Below are 19855 nucleotides of genomic sequence, written 5' to 3' on the forward strand. Positions count from 1 at the left end.
AAACTTTATTCTTTAATTAGATAATTTAAAAGGGTTTTTATAATTAAATTATTTCATGGAAATAACTTTTAGCATCAATATAGCCAATTGAGCTATCTGCTATTTCAGATAATGGATATTTAGCAGGACCGACAGGTTCTGCCAAAATATAGTGCAAGCCATTTATTGTTGTATATTTATCAGTTTTTAAAGTAGGTAATTGAAAACCGATTAAGGCATGTTGAGGTAGATAAATAAGTGATTGACTGAGCCGTGGGTATATTTTTTTTATAATTGCTGACATTAAAGTCATCTTACTATCACAGTCACCTATGTTTTGCGCTATCACGCGAATCGGTGGATAGTAGCCTAACCCGCTTGATTCTGTTCTGCTTTCTAAAGTGGAATAGGGGATTGATTGCAACCAAGATAAAACAAAGTTGATTAAAACTCTAGGCTTTTTAACTGAAATAGATTCTCTAATCGCTTGCGTTACTGGCTCTAAGTAATCGACGCCTTCAATTACAAAATTTTTATGATCTGGTTTTATTTTTGTACCAGCCCAAGGCGTATTAAATTCAATGTAGTGATGTTGCTTTAAAAAATCTAAATAAGTTTTATTTTCAAGTTGTTTGAGTTTTTGTTCAACTTCATTTATTTTTTTTTCACTTTTACTTTTAATGGTATAGCTTAGTTGTGAATATTGCTGTTTAAATTGAACTCGCACTTCTCTTGGGTTATAGCTACTTGCTTGCTCTAATAAAGCTTTATAAATATGATTCATCGCTTTATCTTTATCGTAGCGTTTAAAGCGTCGGTATTTATTATTGATGAGTTTTTTGGGTAATGAAAAGCTTAAAGTTTGAGTTTTATGGCTATGATCTTGCCAAGTATAGTCAAACGAAATAGTATTTTCGTTGACTGTTTTTTGTAAGGTTTTTGCCTGAACTTGTATGCAAAGCAAGTAAAAAAGAATAAAAATAATTAATGGGCGCATCTTATTCCTCAATGCTTTAAATTTAATACCTTAATAATATCAAACCCCTAGTTAATAATTAAGATGTTAAAGGTGAAAATCCTGGTATTTTAGTTTCATCAATGACGTCTATTTGTTTTTCATTCATAAATTTATCAGCGTATTGTAAGTAGACTTTTTCATGAACAAAAACATTAAAGAGATCATTGTCGATATGTTTATCAAGTGACATAAAACCCATTATTTTCATACATTCACTTAATTTTTTAGCTTCTTTATAGGGTCTATCTCCAGCTGATAGTGCTTCAAAGATATCAGCTATTGCCATCATTCTTGCGGGAAGTGACATTTGTTCTTTGGTTAACCCTCGTGGATAACCTGTACCGTCCATTTTTTCATGATGGCCGCCAGCGTATTCTGGTACGTTTCTTAAATGTTTAGGGAATGGCAAAGATTCTAGTAATAAAATGGTTATATCAATATGGTGATTGATTACATTTCTTTCTTCATCACTTAATGTACCTTTTTGTATTTGCAAGTAACGTACTTCAGTGTTTGTTAAAATGGGTTCTAATTGACCATTTTTATCAATTTGATATTCATTGGCTATTTGAGCAACCCGCTCAACATCATCTTGAGGTAAAAACTCACCACCAATATTAATGCGTTCTAAAAAAGTTTTATCTTTCATAAGCTGAACTTGCTTTTGAATTATTTCATCTTTTTGATCCGGAAATTTTAATGCTTCGATTTCAAATTGTTTATTCACAATTTCAAATTTAGCACTGACTAGTTCAATACGATCAAATACTGTTTCTAGTTTGGTTGATTTATCCATAATATATTCAGGCGTTGCTATTTTTCCACAATCATGGAGCCAGCCAGCAACACTTAATGTATGTTTTTCATCGTCATTTAAATTAAAATCACTTAAAGGTCCAAGCGCAATTTTGTTTACTGCATCGGCTAACATCATAGTTAGCTCTGGTACTCTTCTGCAGTGCCCGCCTGTATAAGGTGATTTTTCATCAATAGCTTGCGCTATTAGCTTAGCTAGAGATTGGAATAAAATTTCCATATCTAAAATAAGTTGTTTATTAGTTAAAGCAACCGCAGCTAATGAAGCAAGAGAGAGCACTAAGTCAGTATTTTTTTGATCAAACGGTACAACTAACGCATCACTTTGTGCATTGATGAGCTGTAAAACACCGTTAATATCTCCTTCATGATTTTCAAGTGGTACAGTTAATACCGATTGTGTTCTATATCCTGTTTTTTTATCCATTGCACGAGCAGCACTGGTATTGTGCTCTTTTGCTTGATACGCATCTTCGATATTGATTGTTTCATGAGTGGCTGCGGCTAAGGCGACTAATGCATCTTTATTTGCTTGTCCATCAATATAAATGGGAATGCAATCAAAATTGATTGGCTTGTCAGATGTGCCTCCCATATGAAGTTTTAAAGAATCATTAACTAAAGTTTCAAATTTCAATTCGTTTTTATCAGTAACTGAATAAATTGTACCGCCGTCAGCATGAGTAAGCGCTTTAGCGCTCATTAAAATATCTTCAAGTAATTTAGTCGTATTTTTTTCTGTTGAAAGTCGGTAGCTTAGTGCTAGTAATTGCTTGAGTGCATCGGCATCATTTAGTTTTGACATAAGCCTATACTCTATAAATTGATTTGGAGAAGTGAGTCAATAAGTTAATATTACACTTCATGAGTTTTACCTTCTTGAGATGCGATAATCTGTAAATCATCAAATTGTATATCACTTATGAATTTATCTAACTCTTTATCGGTTCTCTCTGGTGCATGGCTATATAAAATGAGCACTTTAATTTTTGCCGCTTTAGCTAATTTGATTGCTTGATCTATTGAGGAGTGACCCCAACCTAATTTTAGCGGCATTTCTAGATCTGTGTATTGTGCATCATGCACCAAGCAGTCAACATCACTTAAAAATGCAACCCAAGAATCAAAGTCAGTATTTAAATTATCTTTTGAATAAATTTCATTATCTGTAACATACGCCACAACTTTGCTGTTATGGCTGATTTTATAGGCTAAACCCCCATTAGGATGATTAATTTTAATGGCTGAAACACATAACCCATTTATTATCATGTTTTCAAATTCATTCATCAGCGGAATAATGTTGATATCGGCAGTTAAGTCCTTTGAGGGAACAGGGAAGGTGCTCATATCCATCTGTTCTAAAATGGCATTATGTTCAATTGGTTGAGTAGGTGCACTGTAAATATTGATAAGTCTATTTTTTTGATAAGCGGGTATGAAAAATGGAAAACCTTGAATATGATCCCAATGGTTATGGCTTAATACAATAGTGACAGGTTCATTATTAGAAGCGAGCTCCTCCCCTAGTTTTTTAATACCGGTACCCGCATCAAAAATAAGCTTTTTATTATCAGCTTCAATCAGTACACAAGCTGTGTTACCACCGTACTTTACTGTGGTTTCGCCTGGTGTTGGTATCGATCCTCTGGTGCCATAAAAGGTCACTTTCACTTGTATTACTCACACATATTCAATAAAAAAAGGAAGTAATACAATTGGTATTACTTCCTTTTTTATAGTGTGAAATGACTTACTTGTCCATTAATCCTCTAATATATTTAACTGGCGCGCTGCCATAACTTAAAAATTCATTGTGGAAAGTTTTTAAGTCAAAGTCTTTACCTAGTTTTTGTTTTTGTAGTTCACGGAAATCATATATTTCTCTATAACCAGTATAATAGCTTGTTAATTGAACTTGGCTTAGTGTTGCACGTCGCCATTTACCTGATGCTTCAGCGTGTTCTTGAAAAGCATCATTCATTAATAAGTCTAGACCTTGCTGTTCGGTCATACCTTTAACTTGAATGCTGTAATCTAAAATCGTATTACAGATCACTCGCAAGTTCCATTTGTAATACATCAACCACATTTCAGGTTCAAAATCACCATAACCTTCTTCTAGCATCATGCGCTCAGAATAAACCGCCCAGCCTTCAACCATAGCGCCGTTACCTAAAATGCTCTTGATTAAAGAGGGTGATTCATTTGAATAAACTAACTGTGTGTAATGTCCTGGAATTGCTTCATGAATATTCAGTATTTGTAAAATCCAATGATTGTATTCACGTAAGTACGATTCAGCTTGCTCTGCGTTCATATTATCAAGTGGCGTCACATTGTAGTATGTATTTTCTTTTGTTTCGTATGGACCTGGAGCACTAATTGATGCACCAGCAAAACCACGCATATAATCAGGTGTTTCACGCACGACTAGCGGCTTTTCAGGATCTAGGTCAATTAAGTCTTTATCCATTACAAACTTTTCAAGAACAGGGATTTGATGTTTAATTTCGGGTACGAATTCATCAGCTGAAACATGTTTAACTGATAAATGTTTAATTAGTTTAGCAACCGCTTTTTGCTTATCTGCAGGCATAGGTTCATCTGCAAGATATTTAGGCCAAAGTTGCTCTGTGATTTTGATCATTTCTTGTAAAACAGTATCTCTATCGTTTACTGCTTTTTGGTAAACTTCCTTAGCTGTATAGCCTGATTGAATATCAAAGGCGAACTTCTCTTCATAAAGTGCTTCACCAATTCTAAATGATCTGGCATTACCATTTTTAGCTAGATCTTTTTCAAGCACTGTTAAAAAGTCGATATAACCTTGAACAGCTTTAGTAGCAGCATTAAATCTTTGTTCGAATAGTGCTTTATCACTGTTTGATAATTCAGAGGCTTTTACTTTTGTTAGTAATTCAGGTGAAAAAACAGAAAAAGCGCCTTTATTTTGGCTAATCGCTAACTGTGTATATTCAATTGTTGGGTTTTCAATATTGTTTTGTGCTGCGTGATAATAATCCGGTACATTTACTAAACGACGAAGTACTTTTTCAAACTTAATTTTGTCAGAGTCAAAACGACCATTTATAATTTTTGCAAAACCGCCCGCTACATTGTAACTAGATGGGTTCCATTGCCAGCTTTTAAACTTAGTTAAGCTCCAAATATTTTTTTTAAGTAAGTTTTCTATTAAGTAGTAATCAGTTTGTTGATTTGAGCTTAATGAACTTAGATCGAATTTTTCTAAAGCAGTAAGCTGTGCTTGTGTGATAGCGAGATCTTTTTGACGGCTCGATTTGTTTGGCACTGTTAAAATGTCATCGTATTTACCGTAACCTGCCCAAAGAGACCATTCAGGGTTATTTTTCCATAACTCATTAATAAACTTTTTAGAAAAATCAGAAAATTGAGCTTGCACTTGCTCTTTTGCAACTGATGGTTGTGATACTTGCTCTGTCGTATTACATGCACTTAATGTGATTACTGATGCAAGCGCTAGGGCTAAAGCTGACTTTTTCATTTTAACTCCAAAAGGATTGGGGATTTAATTAGCCCTTTTATAAGGTATTTATTATTGGTTTTACAGTAAAAAACGGTGAGTTTCATATAACTCAGGTGAAATGTGTCTTCTGAATTTAAAGTCGTAAATGAATATAAAAACAAATCACGTTTGCTTTTTATATTGCTCAATAATAATCAAAAGCTTACTATATAAAATAGTGTGGAATTAATAATTTATGGATTAAATGTGTTTATAAAATATATTTTGATTTTTCATATAAGTATATTTTTCAGTATCACTGCTTTTGCACAACCCACTATTCCTCCCTTAACAGTAAAATATGGCACATCGTTATTATTAAAAAACGCACAACAAAGTTATTACTTAGATGTATTACAGTTAGCGCTTGAAAAAAGCAGTGATAAATATGGTGCTTTTAAGTTACAAGAACAAGTATTAGAAATGCACCAAGGCCGCACATTAAATATGCTGGAGCAAGGCAAGGTCGTTGATGTCGTATGGAGTATGACTTCTAAAGAGCGTGAACAAAGGTTTAATACGGTTTATATACCCATACTTAAAGGTTTAATGGGATATCGCATTGGTATCATTCGAGCAGATGACCAATATCAATTTACAGATATAAATAGCTTGTCTCAATTAAAACAAACTTCCATAGGGCAAGGTATTGATTGGCCAGATACACAAATTTTATTATCAGGTGGTTTTAATGTGATCCAAGGGGCAGCTAGAAACTTATTGCCAATGCTGAAAATGAAACGCTTTGACTTTTTCCCTCGTGGGCTACATGAACCTTGGGGTGAAATAAAAGAAGATTTAAATCTTAAGGTAGAGTCGAGACTATTATTAAAATATCCCGCACCAATCTACTTTTTTGTAAATAAAAATAATGGAGAGTTGTCTAAAAGATTAGAGTTTGGCCTTAAAAAAGCAATTAAGGATGGTAGCTTTGATAAGCTATTTTATAACCATGAAATGATCTTTAGCGTTATTAAAAAAGCGAAGTTATCACAAAGGCGTATTTTTGAATTACATAATCCATTATTAAGCGATAAAACAAAGGAATTATTAAGTGATGATAAACTTTGGTTATCACCACTTAATTTAACTTATTAGTGACTTTTTAAACGATTCTATTTCGATTTTCATCATTATAAAAAGCAATAATATTTAAGCTGATTTCTTTAACTAAACGTGCAATAGACTCTTTCGAACCCCAAGCAATATGTGGTGTAATAATTAAATTATCACCTTTATATTGAATCAGTGGGTTGCTTTCTTTTGCAGGCTCAAGACTTAATACATCTGTTGCAGATGCTGCTATTAATTTGTTTTTAAGTGCTTTAACGAGGGCTGTTTCATCTACAATACCACCTCTTGCGGTATTAATTAAAACAGCTGTTGGTTTCATTAATGAAAACTCATTATTAGAAATTAAACTTTTAGTTTCTTCTGTGAGTGGTGAGTGAATAGAAACGATATCGGCTTGTTTTAGCGCAGATTCAAAATTAGTTCTGCCTTCTCTGCTAGCTTGGTTTTTCCTCTCACTAATTAATACTTTCATGCCAAATGCTTTTGCAATATTTTCAACGCCTTTACCTAATGCACCGTAGCCGATAATTGTCAGAGTTTTATTTTCCAACTCAGAAATAGGATGGTTTAATAAACAAAACATATCACTTTTTTGCCAAGCGTCATTTTTGCAATCTTGAATATATTTATGGCTATTACTCATTAAGGTAAGGATAAGTGTGAAAGTATGTTGTACAACTGAGGCTGTAGAGTAACCAGCGACATTGGTGACCGCTATTCCTTGTGATTTAGCTGTCACTAAATCAATGTTATTGGTTCCGGTTGCAGCAATACATATCAATTTTAATTTAGGTAAATTAATTAAATCTTCATGCCCTAAGCATATCTTATTAGTAATAATGACATCTGCATTTTTGCAGTGTTCTTGTATTTGAGATTTACTGGTGGTTTCATATGACTTAACAACAGAGTTTGCTTGTTCATTAATATTATTTAAAGCAGATAAATCAGCATTATTTAAAGTGGCGGCATCTAAAATAACAATATTGATTAAATTTTTTTGCATGATTACAGGCATATGCATCGATTTTAAAATGAGATATATAATTGCGCATTGTGACAATATCGGTACTTCACTTCAAGCTGTGAATTTTTAATTTATTAATATGCTTGACCTTGGTGTTTACTCTAAGGTTTATTATGCTTGTATTAACAGCTCAGATGGAAACGATTATGTATAAAATAGGTGAGTTATCTAAGGTTTTATCAGTATCAACAGATACTCTTAGATATTATGAGAAAAATGGCTTATTAAAACCTTCAGGGCGAAGTGAATCCGGCTATCGTTTATATAATGATAATGATTTAAGGTGTTTACAGTTTATTGTTAGGGCCAAAAGTATTGGTTTTAGTTTGAATGAAATTAAAGAATTATTATCTATTAATCTAGAAAAACAAGATCATAGTTGTGGTGAAGTTAAATCATTAACTGATTTAAAACTTGCACAAGTTGAAGCTAAAATAATGGAACTGACACGATTTAAAGACTCATTACGTTTATTATCAGACGCTTGTTGTGGCGGTGAAGAAGCTGCAATACATTGCTCAATTTTATCTGCTTTGGAGAATGTTGATGACTCATTTAATCGCGTTAACTGATAACTTTTGGCAACTGTTTGTTATTTCTGCACCTTGGCTTTTATTAGGGTTATTTATAGCAGGTTTGATTAAGGTTTATTTACCAAAAAATTTCTTAATTAAACATTTAGGCAAAGAGGGTTTTGTTTCAACTGTGAAAGCTGCATTAATTGGTGCGCCTATGCCTTTATGTTCTTGTGGTGTGATCCCTGCGGCTTTAGGGTTAAGAAGAGCGGGTGCCTCTAAAAGTGCAACAACTGCATTTTTAGTTTCAACACCTGAAACCGGCGTTGATTCTATTTCAGTCTCTTATGTTTTATTAGGCCCATTTATGGCCGTCATTAGACCTATCGCTGCAATAACAAGTGCAATTGTCGCTGGTTTATTGGTAGGTCGTGATAAAGGTGCCACTTCAGAAGAAAGTGCGCATAAACATGATGCAAAAGAAACATGTTGTAGTAAAAAAGAGCCAAAAGTTGAAATTAGTTGCTGTAGCAAAAAAGAACCAGAGTCAAAACCTGCAGAAGTAGCTTGTTGCTCTGAAAATAAACATCAAACACCTCATAGTCATACTGATACAATTGGTGAACCTAGTAGTCGGATTTTTGAAGCGCTTCATTTTAGCTGTACAAAGTTATTACAAGATACCGCCAAATGGTTATTAATAGGCTTATTTTTTGCTGCTCTGATTCAAACTTTTGTACCTAACGACTTCTTTACGCAATGGGGAACTGGCATTTTAGCTATGGTAGTCGTGGTTTTGATCAGCATTCCTATGTATATCTGTGCTACTGCTTCAACGCCAATAGCTGCAGGATTATTACTCTCAGGGGTATCGCCCGGTGCTGTTTTAGTTTTTATGCTTGCAGGCCCTGCTACTAATATTGCCACTTTAGGTGTGGTGATCAATGAGTTAGGTAAACGTGCAGTCGCTGCGTATTTAACTGGTGTAATAGGCATTGCGATTATATTTGGTTTATTGACTGACTTTTTAGTTGAGACTTACGGCATTGAAGTTGCGCCTATGCTAGGTGAAGAAAACCATGTCTTACCACATTGGCTAATGCAAGCATTTGCAATATTACTGATAGCCCTGTTAATTAGGTTAGTCGTTTTAAGGTTTAAAAAGTAATTATTAATGAGCATGTTTTTTATATCTTAAAGGCTGGTTTAGGCTTTAAGATATAACCCTTCAAAATCAAAGGTTATGTAAATTATCTAAGTTGTAATTTACATAAGCTTTTAATAATGTCTCTGTGGGTTTAACTTTTAAATAAACGCATCACCCTTATATGAGTATATGTCACCCAACCTTTCAATGTAGCAGATAACTGTTTAAGCGCACTTCAATTAGCATGATCTACGTCAATAAATGTAAATGAAAGTAATTATCGTTATTGATCTTGTTATTGTATCTATATAGAATACTCACAAATAATATTAATTATCATTTACAGTTTAAGGGAACGTAATGAAATTTTCTAAGAGTTTTGCATTATCAATAGTATGCGCGGCTATTTTAGCTGGTTGTGGCGGTGACGATGGTAAGAATGGCACTAATGGTGTTGACGGTGCTAACGGTACGAATGGTGTTGATGGTACAAATGGCGTAAGCGTTTTTGTTACAACTTCTGATGTTGTAAATACAAATGCACAACATGCATATGCTGTTTATAGCGATTCTTTAATTGCTGCTAAAGCATTAAAAGAACAATTAGAAGTTTTTGTTACAGCACCAACTGAAGAAAATTTCACAAGAGCTAAAGAGGCGTGGCTTGATTCGCGTGAATCCTATGGTGAGTCTGAAGTTTACCGTTTCCGTGAAGGACCAATTGATAATTTAACAAAAGATGAAGAAGGAAATTGGACTTTAGTTCCTGAAGAGGGACCTGAAGGTGCGATAAATGCTTGGCCATTAGCCGAAGCATTTATTGATTACACTATAGATATGGATAACTTACAAAATCCTGAAAGCGTATCATCTTTACCTGTAGGCGGAAATATCATTGCTGATAGCGTAACTTATCCTGTAATCAATAAAGCTGTATTACAAGCTGCGTTTGGTGGTGTTAATGATGCACAAGATGAAGCGAATGTAACGTCTGGCTACCATGCTATTGAGTTTCTATTATGGGGTCAGGATTTAAATGAAGATGGCACATACACTGCTAATCGTGATTACTCTGCAGGCTATCGTAAAGCATCAGATTACTACACTGTAGCAAATGACTTTGAAGGTAAAGTCGGGACTTGTACATCAGGTGAAACTGGTGCTGATAATGAGCAATGTATTCGTCGTGGCCAGTTCCTAATCGCAGCAGCTGAACTATTAATTGATGACTTACAAGCGGTAGCTAATACTTGGGCACCTGGTTCTGGTTTTCATTACAATAATTTCACGAATACAGATAACTCAAAAGTATCATTAGCAAAAATTTTAGAAGGCATGGGTCGTTTAAGTTACGGTGAATTAGCGGGTGAGCGTATGAGTATTGCACTTCGTACAGACTCACAAGAAGATGAGCATTCATGTTTTTCTGATAATACTCACCGTGATATTTTCTTAAATGCAAAAGGCGTTCAAAATGCATTTTCTGGTCAGTATACTCGTGATACCGGTGAAGTATTACAAGGTGCAAGCATTTATGATTTACTAGTAGTAGAGGGCCACCCTGAACTAGCTAATAAATTACGTGCTGCACTTGAACTAACGATGGCAAAAGCGTCAGTTATTGATACTAATGCTAAAATGGGTACGTCATTTGATTTACAGATTCAGTTAGCTGATTTTAAACCTGCAGTAACTGAAACGATAGAAGCATTAAAAGCGCAAACAGATGTGATCAATGAAGTGATCACTGCACTTGAAGTAACAACAAGTGATTTAAAACAAGATACTGACGAATTTGGTGGTTAGTTTTTTGTATTAGTTAAAAACCCACTACTGAGTGGGTTTTTTTGTTTATTAGCTTTTGATTCTATGGGCGTAAAATGAAAAAGCAAATTTTAGCACTTCTTATATCTTCAAGTGTTTTGGTATCTGCATGTGGTGGTGGTTCAGACTCTTCTAACAATTCAAATGGTAATATAGATGGTAACTCTGGCGGTAATACTGGCGGTGGTAATGTCACTTTTCCTGGTCAGCCAAAAGATGGTTTGCCAACAACCTCTTCTCAAACACCTGATGAAAACGAGCATTTAAGTGGCGGGGAAGCGAGTACAAATGTATTTAATGAAGATGCGTTTAGTCAATCAGCTCCTGCTATTCATAGTGACTTTGAGCTCGATGGTGTATTTAAAACCGGGGATCATTTATTTAGAGGCATACATAAAGGGCAAGGTCCTTTATTTAATAACGCTACTTGCCAAGGCTGCCATATTAAGGACGGTCGTGGAGAAGTACCTGCAAATACAAAAATGGCTATGACAAGCATGTTTTTAAGAGTGAGTGATGATAAAGGTGTACCTGATGTTATATACGGAGATCAAATTCAAACATTTGGCACAGTAGAAGGGCATGAACAAGGTGCATTGCCAAAGCATAATGGTGCATTAAATGAAGGACTTGCATATGGCGAAGCTTATGCATTTGTAGAATACGAGATAATAAATGGTCAATTTAATGATGGTGAAACATATCAGCTAAGAAAGCCTATTTATAAAGTAAAAGATCTGTCTTATGGCGACTTTAATGATTCTGTTCGATTTTCACCTAGAGTATCCCCTGCGGTATTTGGTTCAGGTTTATTAGGTGCTATTCCTGAAGAATATATTACTTCATATGCAGACGAAGACGATGTCGATAATGATGGTATCTCTGGTAGAGCAGTCTATGTTGAAGAGCCAATCTCAAATGAAAACAAATTAGCGCGCTTTGGCTATAAAGCGGTAACTGCATCTGTATTACAACAAATATCAGGTGCATATCGTGGCGATATGGGTATAACTAACTTTGTTGCTCAAGAAGAACCTTGCACAGATTTACAAGCAGCTTGTATTAATAAAGCAAAACAAGAGCAAGATAATGAAGCAGGTAATTTAGATTTAAGTAAATTATCGTTAGCACAGGTCGAATTTTATAACCGTTTATTAGCTGTACCTGAGCGTAGAGGCTTTAATAAACAAACTAATTCATGGGATGCAGATGTATTAGCTGGTCGTACTTTATTTCATGAAAGTAAGTGTGTTTCTTGTCATGTACCACGCCATAAAACAGGCGAGGCGCAGGGGAGTTTACTCGGTGATGCCGGTTTATTAGATATAGCAGAGTCATCAACACCAATTGCAGCACTAAGCGAACAAGTAATTTATCCATACACAGATTTATTATTACATGATATGGGTGGTCAATGTGCTGAAATTACACGTGAAGATAATGAAGGCAATGCGTGTATCTCAGGAGAACAATGTTATTGGGTGCAAAAGTGTGATGGTTTAGCAGATGATCGTCCAGAAGGAAATGCAACAGGGACTGAATGGAAAACGCCTGCACTTTGGGGTTTAGGCTTAGTACAAACGGTTAATCCAAATGCGACTTTTTTGCATGATGGACGCGCGCGCACTATCAGTGAAGCAATTCTTTGGCACGATGGTGAAGCTAAAACGGCTAAACAAAACTTTGTTGCTTTATCTAGCTCGCAAAGAAGTCAATTATTAGCATTTTTAGAGTCGCTTTAATGAGAGCCTTTTGTTTATTGAGTATCTTGATTGTTTTGTTTGCATGTCTGCCCGTAGATAAAACATATGCACCTGAGTTTGATATCAGTGAGTTTAAACCCGCAGGTGAGGCAACTTTAAAAAGGGTTAATACCAGAACATTTATTCATCCATCAGGAAATTTATCCCTAGATGATGAATTAGATTTTTGGGATGGTTTCTCTTTTTTTAGAGATCCTTGGATAGCAGCGCCTGCTGCAACTGAAGATAGAGATGGCTTAGGGCCTTTATTTAATGCCCGTTCATGCAAGGCTTGTCATGCTAGAGGTGGTCGAGGTCGTGAACCTGTTGAAGGTATTTCAAAACCTATGGCTTTACTGATCCGTTTAGGTGATAAAATCGACGGTTCAAAAATAGATGAAAATTATGGTGGCCAATTACAGCCATTTGCAATTCGTTTGTCTCATAAAGCCCTTTCAACAGTGATAGAACCTGAAGCTGAAATAAAACTCAAGTATGAATTTATTAATGGCACTTACGCTGACGGCTCATCTTATCAATTACGTAAACCTAGCTATGAATTAGTTAATTTAAATTATGGAAAGCTAGAAGAAAGCACTGTTTTATCACCGCGTTATGCACCTGCTATTTACGGCATGGGTTTGCTTGATGCGATAAAAGAAGAGGACTTACTTGTCCTTGAAGATATTGCCGATTCTAATAATGATGGAATTAGTGCTAAGTACAATTTAGTGCCTGATGTATTAACTCAAAAAGTGGCTGTAGGGCGTTTTGGTTTTAAAGCATTGCACCCCAGTTTAGCGCAACAAACGGCAGGTGCGTTTGTAAATGATATTGGAATTACAAATCCATTTTTTCAGTCTGATACCTGTTCACACATACAAATAGGCTGTCGTCAAAGATCTTTGCTTGGCGGACATGATAAGCAGCTTGAGATCCCTGAAAAACTACACGATTTAACCGTTTACATGGGTCAACATGTTGCAGTTCAACCAACTCGTTCACTTAAAAGTAAACAAGCCCAATTAGGACGTGAAATTTTTTATCAATTGAACTGTCATTCATGTCATCAGCCGAGTTTTAAAACCGATGAAAGCTACCCAGTAAAAGAGTTGGCAGGACAAAGAATTTGGCCTTATACCGATCTTGCTTTACACGATATGGGTGAAGGATTATCTGATGGTAAAGCTGAATTTAAAGCAACAAGTTCAGAGTGGCGAACAGCACCATTATGGGGTTTAGGTTTGCAAAAACATATCCAAGGTTATCAAGCTTTTTTACATGATGGTAGAGCCAGAACATTAGAAGAAGCCATTTTATGGCATGGCGGTGAAGCAAAGGCGTCACAACAAGCATTTATAAAATTAGATAAATCGCAAAGAGACGCGGTTATCTTTTTCTTAAAACAAATTTAAGGATAATAAAGTGAAAAATTTAGCATTAATTTTAGCCATTAGTTTTGTATTAACTGCATGTGGTGGTTCAGGGTCTTCTAAAAAGGTAGATTCAGGTGAAACTGGCAATGCTGGTGGCGGATCAGGCGGTACAACTGAACCAGTCAAAAAAACACCAGATGAAGCGATGACTGCAGTATTAACGTCATTAGCCGATAATTATATTTTGCCAGCGTATAGTGATTTAGTTAATAAAGCTGATGATTTTGAAATGGCGAGCATTGATTTTTGTTCTAATTTAACAGCGACTGAGACTGAGCTTAAAAAATTACAATCAAGTTGGTCAGCGCTTAGTTTGTCTTGGCAGCATAGTAAACCAATTAAACTAGGACCTGTAACCGAAAGCTTTTTTAATTATCGAATACAAATTTGGCCAGATACGAATGCGGCTATTTCAAGGGGGGTGGCAACTTTATTAGCAGCTGAACCATTAAATGAAGAAGTTGTCGCACAAACACAAGATGGTGCACAGGGCATTCCGGCTTTAGAATATTTATTATATCCTGAGTTAGCAGTTAACGGTTTGTTAGTAGCAGATGATAAAGCGAAGCGTTGTGAAGCTGTTATGTCTATTGCAGCAAATGTTAAAACTATCACATCGACAATTAATGATAAGTGGTTACAAACTAGTCGTGATGAGTATATCAATGGTACCGGTGATTTTAGTTGTTCAGATTGTGCAGGCACACCAGAGCAAGCAATTTTAGAAAAACAACTTACTAACTGGTTTGAATTAATGGAAGTAATTGTTGATAACAAAATCAATAAAGCCTTAGACACAGCTTTACCTGGTAGAGTTGATTATGCTGAGCAGTACCGCAGCGAAACTTCATTTGACAATATTAAAGAAAATATAAAGGCGTTAGAGTTAGTTTATTTAGGTGCAAATGATTATGGTTTTGATGATTACTTAGTTGAAATCAATGAAAATGAAACTTTGGATACCACAATAAAAAATGCATTTTTTGACGTTTATACAGCTATTGATGGTTTAAGTGTGTCATTAGAGCAAGCTATTACTAAACAAGAGACTCGTGCTCAGTTAATTGAGATAGCAACAAAAATTACAGCCCTTCGTACAATTATGGCCAGTGATTTTGTGCAAGTAACTGGTTTTAACCCTGGGTTTAATTCAAATGACGGCGATTAATATTAATCGCAGAGGTTTTTGTAAGTCTATGCTAGCTTTTGCTGGCATAGCGACCTTACCTGTATGCGACACTTTAAATACTAAGCATTATGCCAGTGCTTTTAATACATCAAATAATAAACACTTTGTCGCTAAGTTAGACGAAAATGGCAATATCGTATCACAAGTTGAGATCCCATATAGAGGTCATGATTTAGCCCAAGTACCAAGCGATAAAAATCGCGTATTTGCCTTTGCACGCAGACCCGGCAATATGATTTTTGATATTGATTTATCTGATGGCACTTTAAGGCAAACGATAAAATCTCAAGAAGGGCGACATTTTTATGGTCATGGCGTGTTTTCATCAGATGGAAAATGGCTATTTACGCCAGAAAATGACTATGAAAATCAACAAGGAAAAATTGTAGTCAGAGATGTTACAACATTTGATATCGTAGCTGAGTATGATTCCGGAGGCATCGGTCCACACCAATGTGCCTTTTTAAGTGATGGCATTACTTTAGTGATAGCTAATGGTGGTATTGGTACTCATCCGAATACACCTAGAAAAAAGCTAAATTTGGATACCATGAAACCAAATTTGGCCTATTTAAATACCCAAACTGGCAAGATCATAAATCAGTTTCATGCCCCCGATAATCAACTGAGTATTCGCCACTTGGCAGTGAGTGCACAAGACAAAGTGGTAATTGGTATGCAGTACCAAGGTGCTAAAAATCAAAGGGTACCGCTTATTTTTACCCAACAAGGTAATTCGGCGTTAAAGGCATGTGATGTTGAGCAAAAAACGTGGCGTAAAATGCAGCAATATACAGCCAGCGTTTGCATAGATAGCGCTTTGAATATAGCGGCAGTCAGTGCGCCTAGAGGTGATTTAGTTTCTTACTGGGATTTAAATACAGATAAATTTATTGGTTTATATAACAATAGAGATTGTGCTGGTGTTGCATTAGCAGATGATGGTTTTATGTTGTCCAACGGTAAGGGTGTGATAAAACGTATTGCAGCTTTGAGTCAAAAACCTATAAAACAGCAAACAGTTTCAGGCATTAAGTGGGATAATCATATGTTGGCATTAGTATAATTTTTAATTGTATATAAATCCCGCTGTTTTTACACTGGTACGACATGTTTACCTTGGCTTAGTGAGAGTAGTCAAGGTAGACTATGGTTCATTTTGTTTTATTAATGTATAGAGTCAAATCCACGTGAGTCAAAAAGAAGATAAATTTGCAGACATTCGTCCCTATAACGATAGTGAAGTGCCTGCATCATTACAGCGCTTGATCAATGATGATGATTTTATTAACTTAATTGCAAAACATAATATCCCTAAGTGGTTATCACCTTTATCGTTTATCACCAAACCTTTACTAAAAAGGCAATTAGCTAAAAAATGGCTAAAGCTAAATACTGTTGAAAAGTTGCAAGACGAAGTTTCGAGATATTTAGGCTTAGTGATAAAAAAAACCACATCGCAAGTGACTTTTTCTGGGCTCGATAAATTAGATAAAACAAAGTCATATTTATTTATATCTAATCACAGAGATATTGCTTTAGATCCCGCTTTAGTTAACTGGGGTATGTTTTCTCATGATATGAGTACAGTGCGCATTGCGATTGGCGATAACTTATTACAAGTGCCTTATATCACTGAATTAATGCGTTTAAATAAAAGCTTTATTGTTAAACGTTCAATCAAAGCGCCAAAAGAAATGTTTAAAGCGCTAAGTCAGCTTTCAGCATATATTTTTGATTCTATCGATACAGGAAATTCAGTATGGATAGCGCAAAAAGAAGGGCGAGCAAAAGACGGTAATGACTATACAGATCCTGCATTGCTTAAAATGATTCAGCTTCAAGGTAGAAAGCAAAAGTTAAGCTTTGAAGAGTATGTTCAGAAACTTAATATTGTGCCTGTTTCTATTTCTTATCAATTTGAGCCATGTGATATTGCTAAAGCGAATGAGCGTTACCATAAAGATAAATTTGGTGATTATCAAAAGCAAGATGGTGAAGATATGGATAGTATTATGGAAGGTTTTAGATCAAATAAAGGTCATGTTCACTTGGCATTTGGTCAGCCGATTGTTTCAGGTTGTGAATCCCCAGAAGAGCTTGCTCAAACCATAGATCAACAAATTCTATCGTCATTTTATTTGCACCCCGGTAACTATATAGCTGCAAATCATAATGTATCTGATGTTAGTGAGCCAGATAAAAAACAGTTTGAAAAACGCATGGCGCAAGTGCCAGATGAATTAAAAGAGATTGTTTTAGGTATTTATGCCAAACCTTTAGAAAAACAGTTAAAACAGCTTTAATAGCTGAAAATAAACATTAAAAAAGCCGCTTAAGCGGTTTTTTTGTGCCTAAAATTCGGGCTATACTTATACCAGCTCCAATAAATATATACTCAATCTAAATGGTCTAAATATCCAATAGCTGCGTTGCTTTCAATCCCAATAGCGAGCTATTACTCAATCAAGCGCCTTGCTTATATGGATATAGGTACTTAGGTTTAGTCGGGAACTATAAACCTGTGCTCTTGAATATTTATCCTAATTTATATTTGAGCACTAACTTACTGGAACTGGTATTAATATACCTCACACCTTTATTGAGTGGCGTCGTATAAACTGATTAACCTTGTTTGGACATATTTATTAATAAAGGGAGGAATATATGCAACAAATTGAAATATTTGAAATTCCGAGTCCCTGTATTGATGTATGTGAATCCAATTCTAGAGGTTTTTGTTTAGGGTGCTATCGCAGTAGAGATGAGCGGTTTCACTGGCTTAAAATGAGCACTGCAGAGAAAAAGAAAGTACTTATGCTATGCCAGCAAAGGAAAAAACGTCATCAACAAAAACTCGCCGCGAGTAAAAAGAATGAAGAAGTGCAACACAGTGAACAAAATGGCTTTGATTTTTAAAAGCGATAGCTCTTAATGCCGTGTTTATCTTTTAACTTTTGAATCACACCACTTTCTTTTAATGCTAATAACTTTTTGGTTAGAGGCACTATTAAGTCTTTATTTTTTGCATGTAAGAAATGATAGGAATTAAGTAAACTCACTTCTTGAGTTTGATAGTTAGCGCTTTCAAAGTGGGGTAAATCATGAGAAAGCTGAAAATTTAATAATAAAACTGCATCTACTTTCTTCTGTGCTAAAAGAGATAATTGCGTTTTAATATTTTGAACCGGTATACGATCTCCTAAATATTGCACTTTGTTCAAAAATTTATGTGCAACAGGAAACCCAGATCTATAACTGATAGAAGAAAAATGAGAGATATCACATGGATCACAGGTTTTCTTTTCATGGATCAGCAATAATTTAAAATCAAATAATGCAAAAGGGACTTTTATAAGATCAGGGTAATCTTGACTAATATCAGCAATTCGTCCTAATTGACCATCAAATACACCTTGATTTGCGGCCTGTAATACAGAGTCATATGAATGCTCTTTTAATACTAAGTCGTAGCCTAAAGATTTGTAGGCAAGCGTCATAAGCTCAATCACATATTGAGATTGACTATTTTTAACCGGTAAATTGAAAACGACTTCCTTAGCAGCATCTACTTTAGTACTTAAAGTACTCAATATAAAAACACTTAAGAAAAGCCAAAATTTCAAATTCATTGTGATAGATACACCGTTAGGTTTTTAAAACGAAATCATTTATACTGAGGCAAATTTCAAAGTTAACATACCATTCAATGAACTATAACCTTTGCCTATTACCTAGAAATGAAAAATATCAAATCCAACTAGATTATGAAGCATCTTATTGGGCCTATCAAATAAAAAAAGGTAAAACTAGCCGAGATGTTGTTTATGGCAATATTTTAGCCCGCCCAAGTTCAGAGCAAGATTATTTAAAACAACAGTTTGAACAATACTTAACTGTAATGTAGTTTTGTATGCAGAAAAATTTTGAAATATCACTATTAGATAAAATTAAAACACCCATCATCAATAAGTTTTACGACTTAAATCGTGTTAAAGGCAGAGCAAATAAACAAGATGATGTATGGGTCGTGCGCCACAATAGTGATATTATAGCTGCTTGTAGAATACAAAATATATCAGGGCATCTATTCCTTTGTACTTTATTTGTCACGGATGAAATGCGCCAAAAAGGCATTGCCAAATCGCTTATTCGTCATCTAATTAGTTATTATAAAAGTACTGAACATCGTGATATCACCACTTTTCCATACACTTATTTAACCGGCTTGTACTTATCAACTGGATTTAATTTATATCAAACACTGCCCGAACCTTTAGCTATAATGCTTAATAACTATTTAAATCAAGGGCGAAAGATTTCAGCAATGCGTTATTCTCTGAATAATTAGCTTATTTTCTCCCCATACTAATTGTTATTTTAATTTGTAGATTTTGTTTCTAATTGGTTACAATAAAGACTCATTAAGTCCATATTCAATCTGCTGTTATTTTAATGAGTATATAATTTGTTTTATAGAACATTTCTAAATTTTATATTTTTCATAGTTTTAAGCTTTGTTTGTCAAACGGCTCAAGCTA

General features: G+C 34.9%; 18 protein-coding genes. 12 read left to right on the top strand and 6 right to left on the bottom strand.

Annotated features, from left to right (window positions below; genetic code table 11):
* Window positions 1-43: 43 nt before the first annotated feature.
* From KO527_RS09580 to KO527_RS09595, 4 genes are all read right to left on the bottom strand, one after another.
* A complete protein-coding gene (locus KO527_RS09580) occupies window positions 44-976 on the bottom strand; it encodes a hypothetical protein (RefSeq protein WP_216040091.1) in 933 nt (310 codons plus the stop codon).
* A gap of 58 nt (window positions 977-1034) precedes the next feature.
* Window positions 1035-2618, bottom strand: coding sequence for an HD domain-containing phosphohydrolase (locus KO527_RS09585; protein ID WP_216040092.1), 1584 nt, complete (start codon window positions 2616-2618; stop codon window positions 1035-1037).
* A gap of 50 nt (window positions 2619-2668) precedes the next feature.
* On the bottom strand, window positions 2669-3487 hold the full coding sequence (locus KO527_RS09590; RefSeq protein ID WP_216040093.1) for an MBL fold metallo-hydrolase: 819 nt from the start codon (window positions 3485-3487) through the stop codon (window positions 2669-2671).
* 79 nt (window positions 3488-3566) lie between these two features.
* Window positions 3567-5339, bottom strand: a complete 1773-nt coding sequence (locus KO527_RS09595) for a DUF885 domain-containing protein (RefSeq protein WP_216040094.1) — start codon at window positions 5337-5339, stop codon at window positions 3567-3569.
* Between the two features lie 228 nt (window positions 5340-5567).
* Between KO527_RS09595 and KO527_RS09600 the strand changes: the two genes are divergently transcribed.
* The gene (locus KO527_RS09600; protein ID WP_216040095.1) at window positions 5568-6458 is read left to right on the top strand and encodes a hypothetical protein; all 891 of its coding nucleotides are present in this window, start codon (window positions 5568-5570) and stop codon (window positions 6456-6458) included.
* 7 nt (window positions 6459-6465) lie between these two features.
* Here the strand turns inward: KO527_RS09600 and KO527_RS09605 are convergent, their stop codons facing one another.
* Window positions 6466-7425: a D-2-hydroxyacid dehydrogenase gene (locus tag KO527_RS09605; RefSeq protein WP_216040186.1), complete on the bottom strand. Its 960-nt coding sequence runs from the start codon at window positions 7423-7425 to the stop codon at window positions 6466-6468.
* A gap of 182 nt (window positions 7426-7607) precedes the next feature.
* Between KO527_RS09605 and zntR the strand changes: the two genes are divergently transcribed.
* The 9 genes from zntR (at window position 7608) to KO527_RS09650 (ending at window position 18233) form a co-directional block, all read left to right on the top strand.
* Window positions 7608-8033 (top strand): Zn(2+)-responsive transcriptional regulator, encoded by a 426-nt coding sequence (gene zntR, locus KO527_RS09610; protein ID WP_216040187.1) that lies wholly within the window; start codon window positions 7608-7610, stop codon window positions 8031-8033.
* Complete coding sequence (locus KO527_RS09615) at window positions 8020-9144, top strand: SO_0444 family Cu/Zn efflux transporter (RefSeq protein ID WP_216040188.1); 1125 nt, start codon at window positions 8020-8022, stop codon at window positions 9142-9144. Before zntR ends, KO527_RS09615 begins: the two co-directional genes overlap by 14 nt.
* A gap of 339 nt (window positions 9145-9483) precedes the next feature.
* Window positions 9484-10929: an imelysin family protein gene (locus tag KO527_RS09620; protein ID WP_216040096.1), complete on the top strand. Its 1446-nt coding sequence runs from the start codon at window positions 9484-9486 to the stop codon at window positions 10927-10929.
* A gap of 74 nt (window positions 10930-11003) precedes the next feature.
* Window positions 11004-12689, top strand: coding sequence for a di-heme oxidoredictase family protein (locus KO527_RS09625; protein ID WP_216040097.1), 1686 nt, complete (start codon window positions 11004-11006; stop codon window positions 12687-12689).
* Window positions 12689-14104: a di-heme oxidoredictase family protein gene (locus KO527_RS09630; protein ID WP_216040098.1), complete on the top strand. Its 1416-nt coding sequence runs from the start codon at window positions 12689-12691 to the stop codon at window positions 14102-14104. The genes KO527_RS09625 and KO527_RS09630 overlap by 1 nt, the downstream gene beginning before the upstream one ends.
* 10 nt (window positions 14105-14114) lie before the next feature.
* Window positions 14115-15293, top strand: a complete 1179-nt coding sequence (locus KO527_RS09635) for an imelysin family protein (protein ID WP_216040099.1) — start codon at window positions 14115-14117, stop codon at window positions 15291-15293.
* Window positions 15280-16380: a DUF1513 domain-containing protein gene (locus KO527_RS09640; protein ID WP_216040100.1), complete on the top strand. Its 1101-nt coding sequence runs from the start codon at window positions 15280-15282 to the stop codon at window positions 16378-16380. Before KO527_RS09635 ends, KO527_RS09640 begins: the two co-directional genes overlap by 14 nt.
* 124 nt (window positions 16381-16504) lie before the next feature.
* Window positions 16505-17620, top strand: coding sequence for a 1-acyl-sn-glycerol-3-phosphate acyltransferase (locus KO527_RS09645; RefSeq protein WP_216040101.1), 1116 nt, complete (start codon window positions 16505-16507; stop codon window positions 17618-17620).
* A gap of 361 nt (window positions 17621-17981) precedes the next feature.
* Window positions 17982-18233, top strand: coding sequence for a DUF1289 domain-containing protein (locus KO527_RS09650; RefSeq protein ID WP_216040102.1), 252 nt, complete (start codon window positions 17982-17984; stop codon window positions 18231-18233).
* On the opposite strand, the gene KO527_RS09655 is transcribed toward KO527_RS09650, so the two are convergent.
* Window positions 18230-18946 carry a hypothetical protein gene (locus KO527_RS09655; protein WP_216040103.1) on the bottom strand — a complete coding sequence of 239 codons (717 nt, stop codon included), beginning with the start codon at window positions 18944-18946 and terminating at the stop codon, window positions 18230-18232. The two genes, KO527_RS09650 and KO527_RS09655, sit on opposite strands and share 4 nt — an antisense overlap.
* 77 nt (window positions 18947-19023) lie before the next feature.
* Between KO527_RS09655 and KO527_RS09660 the strand changes: the two genes are divergently transcribed.
* Together KO527_RS09660 and KO527_RS09665 are read left to right on the top strand one after the other, a co-directional pair.
* Window positions 19024-19221, top strand: coding sequence for a DUF3283 family protein (locus KO527_RS09660; RefSeq protein ID WP_216040104.1), 198 nt, complete (start codon window positions 19024-19026; stop codon window positions 19219-19221).
* Window positions 19222-19227: 6 nt separating this feature from the next.
* Window positions 19228-19665, top strand: a complete 438-nt coding sequence (locus KO527_RS09665) for a GNAT family N-acetyltransferase (protein WP_216040105.1) — start codon at window positions 19228-19230, stop codon at window positions 19663-19665.
* Window positions 19666-19855 lie beyond the last annotated feature (190 nt).

It is taken from the genome of Pseudoalteromonas sp. C2R02, assembly GCF_018860845.1.
Taxonomy (GTDB): domain Bacteria; phylum Pseudomonadota; class Gammaproteobacteria; order Enterobacterales; family Alteromonadaceae; genus Pseudoalteromonas.

Bases quoted from the DNA above. Each gene is read 5' to 3' on its own strand.
- KO527_RS09580 (WP_216040091.1), bottom strand. From the start codon at position 976: ATGCGCCCATTAATTATTTTTATTCTTTTTTACTTGCTTTGCATACAA.
- KO527_RS09585 (WP_216040092.1), bottom strand. From the start codon at position 2,618: ATGTCAAAACTAAATGATGCCGATGCACTCAAGCAATTACTAGCACTA.
- KO527_RS09595 (WP_216040094.1), bottom strand. From the start codon at position 5,339: ATGAAAAAGTCAGCTTTAGCCCTAGCGCTTGCATCAGTAATCACATTA.
- zntR (WP_216040187.1), top strand. From the start codon at position 7,608: ATGTATAAAATAGGTGAGTTATCTAAGGTTTTATCAGTATCAACAGAT.
- KO527_RS09620 (WP_216040096.1), top strand. From the start codon at position 9,484: ATGAAATTTTCTAAGAGTTTTGCATTATCAATAGTATGCGCGGCTATT.
- KO527_RS09625 (WP_216040097.1), top strand. From the start codon at position 11,004: ATGAAAAAGCAAATTTTAGCACTTCTTATATCTTCAAGTGTTTTGGTA.
- KO527_RS09630 (WP_216040098.1), top strand. From the start codon at position 12,689: ATGAGAGCCTTTTGTTTATTGAGTATCTTGATTGTTTTGTTTGCATGT.
- KO527_RS09640 (WP_216040100.1), top strand. From the start codon at position 15,280: ATGACGGCGATTAATATTAATCGCAGAGGTTTTTGTAAGTCTATGCTA.
- KO527_RS09650 (WP_216040102.1), top strand. From the start codon at position 17,982: ATGCAACAAATTGAAATATTTGAAATTCCGAGTCCCTGTATTGATGTA.
- KO527_RS09655 (WP_216040103.1), bottom strand. From the start codon at position 18,946: ATGAATTTGAAATTTTGGCTTTTCTTAAGTGTTTTTATATTGAGTACT.
- KO527_RS09660 (WP_216040104.1), top strand. From the start codon at position 19,024: ATGAACTATAACCTTTGCCTATTACCTAGAAATGAAAAATATCAAATC.
- KO527_RS09665 (WP_216040105.1), top strand. From the start codon at position 19,228: ATGCAGAAAAATTTTGAAATATCACTATTAGATAAAATTAAAACACCC.